Annotated in this window: 3 protein-coding genes; all 3 read right to left on the reverse strand. The window is 63.6% G+C overall.

Going from position 1 to position 2724, the window contains the following annotated elements; genetic code table 11:
• Nucleotides 1-631: SDR family NAD(P)-dependent oxidoreductase (locus B9Z50_RS17280; RefSeq protein WP_108365990.1), on the reverse strand; the 631-nt coding region annotated here is incomplete at its 3' end.
• Nucleotides 632-658: 27 nt separating this feature from the next.
• Nucleotides 659-1897, reverse strand: a complete 1239-nt coding sequence (locus B9Z50_RS17285; protein WP_108365991.1) for a thiolase family protein — start codon at nt 1895-1897, stop codon at nt 659-661.
• 120 nt (nt 1898-2017) lie between these two features.
• The coding region (locus B9Z50_RS17290) for a CoA transferase (protein ID WP_146183249.1) at nt 2018-2724 on the reverse strand (707 nt) is incomplete at its 5' end.

The raw sequence follows: 2724 nt of genomic DNA on the forward strand, positions 1-2724 counted from the left end.
CCAGGTGCTGAGACACCTTGGTGGGCATCCCGGCCGACATGCCAGTTTCGAACAAGCCCGGCGCCACCGCCACGACGCGCACACCCACTTGCGCCAGATCGCGGGCGATGGGCAGCGTCATGCCGATCACCGCGGCTTTGCTCGCGCTGTAGGCGGCCTGCCCCATCTGGCCCTGCCACGCCGCGCCCGACGATGTGTTGACGATCACGCCCCGCTCACCATCGGCATTGGGTTCGTTGTTCGACATCGCCAGCGATGCGTGGCGCACCACATTGAAGGTGCCGGTCAGGTTGATGGCGAGCACGCGGTTCCACAGATCCAGAGGAAACAGCTGACCCTTGGAGAGCGTTTTGCAAGGGCCCAAAATGCCTGCGCAATTCACCGCCACGTGCAGCGCACCGAAGGCGGCCACGGCAGCGTCCACCGCCGATTTCACGCTGGCGTCGTCCGACACATCGACCTTCTGGATGCGCACATTCGCGCCCAAAGGCAGCACCTCGCTGGCCAGCCGCTCTTCGTCCAGGTCCACCGCCATGACGCGTGCCCCGGCCTCGACCAAGGCTTTGCAAGTGGCCAGGCCCAAACCCGAAGCTGCGCCTGTGACGAGGGCGACCGTGTTCTTGATGTCCATGTTCTTCTCTCTGGTTCGGTGCGGCGCTCAGCGCGCCAAAATGGTGATGCAGGCGACGGCTTCTTCAATGCCTTCCAGCCCACCGCCGTTTTCGGCCAGCGCGATGCGGGCACCGTCCACCTGGCGGGCACCCGCCTCACCGCGCAATTGGGTGACCAGCTCGTACACCTGCGCCAAGCCAGTGGCACCGACGGGGTGCCCCTTGGATTCCAGACCACCCGAAGGGTTGACCGGAATGCGGCCACCGATTTGCGTTTCACCGCGCTCGGCGATCACACCGCCCATGCCGAATTCGCAGAAACCGAGGTTTTCCGTCTGGATAATTTCACCCATGGCCGTGGCGTCGTGCACCTCGGCCACGGACACATCGGCCGGCCCCACGCCCGCCAGCTCGTAGGCCTTGCGGGAAGCCAGGGCCGTGCAGTGGTTGGTGTAGTCGTCTTCGGTTCGGTCGGAGCCGCTTTGCACCACCGCCGCCAGCACCTTGATGGCCCGCTTGGCATCGATGTTGAGGCGCTTGAGCGCCGAAGCGGTGCACAAAATCGCTGCGGCTGCACCATCGGACACCGGCGAGCACATGGGCAGGGTCAAGGGGTAAGTGATCGGGGGCGCTGCCAACACCTCTTCGATGCTGTAAGCGATCTGGTACTGCGACAGCGGGTTGTGCACCGAGTGCGCGTGGTTCTTGGCGGCCACTGCGGCCAACTGGCGCTGGGTGGTGCCGAAGGTGCGCATGTGCGACCGGGCGAACGCCGCGTACACATCCATGAACACGCTGTAGGGGCGCGGCGAAGTGGAACCCTCGGGCACTTCCACATCCCGACCCATCTTCATCAACTCGGCGCGGATTTCATCCGCCCGCGAAAGGTCCCAGGCGCTGTCAAACACCGAAAACATTTTGAGCTTGTCGGTGGTGAACATCTTCTCGGCACCCACCGCCAAAGCCACATCGCCCGCCCCCGATTTGAGGTGGTTGCAGGCCAGTACAAAAGCCGACGAACCGCTCGCGCAAGCGTTTTCGACGTTGACCACCGGAATGCGCCCGATGCCCATGGCGCGCAGCGCGATCTGGCCGCGAATCATGTGCTGACCGTCCATGTGGCCTTGCGAGGTGTTGCCAAAAAAGGCAGCGCCGAGGTCTTCTTTTTGCAGCCCAGCGTCCATCAGCGCAGCCGTCGTAGCCTCTCGCGTGAGGGTCTTCATGTCTTTGTCCAGATGGCGCCCGAAGGGTGTCATACCGACCCCGATCACATAGATATCTTCCACGGTGCTTCTCCTTGTTGGGAACGTTTTTGGCGACCTTTGCCGACTTTAATTTACTGTTTGTACAGAGTTTTTACTTTAGAGTAATTTTTGAAATTTTGATCTAGGGAAATCCCTCAAACATCACGCATTTTTCGCCGCACCGCCCAGCGGCAGGAACCGCAGACCCCGTGCCGTTTCGATGTCGCCCTGATCTGTCACGCGGTACAGACCCCGGGCCACGTTGTGGGGGTGCACCGCCGCCTCGCCCAGGGTCAGCACCGGCGCGAAGCAGCTGTCGGTGCCCTCCATCAATGCGGTCCAATGGCCACTGGGTTGGGAGGCAAAGCGCTCGGTGATCCGCGCCTTGAGCAAAGGCCAGTCGGCCTTGACCATCTGCCGCGCGTGCACCACATCGGGCAAGTCCAGCTGCTTGAGCAGCAAGGCGTAAAACGGGGGTTCGATCGCACCGATGGTGATGTAGCGGCCATCGCTGCACAGGTAGCGGTCGTAAAACGGCGAGTCGTGGAAAATGCTCGGCGCGCTGCTCTCCAAGCCACCGCCCTGGCGGATCAGTTGCACGAGCGGCGACAACATGGCCAACACATCGACGATGGCGCCGTCCACCACGCAGCCCCGCCCGGTGGTTCGGGCGGCCAGCAACGCCGACACCATGCCCAGCGAAAACCCCAGCGCGCCCGCGGCATCCCCGAGCACGGTGGGTGGCACCATAGGCGGGTGGCCCGGCCGCTCGGTGAGCGACATCAAGCCAGTGAGGGCCACGTAGTTCATGTCGTGTCCGGCGGCCTGCGCCAACGGCCCATCCTGGCCCCACCCCGTCATGCGCCCGT

Source organism: Limnohabitans sp. Bal53, assembly GCF_003063355.1.
In the GTDB taxonomy this organism is placed as follows: Bacteria; Pseudomonadota; Gammaproteobacteria; order Burkholderiales; family Burkholderiaceae_C; genus Limnohabitans_A.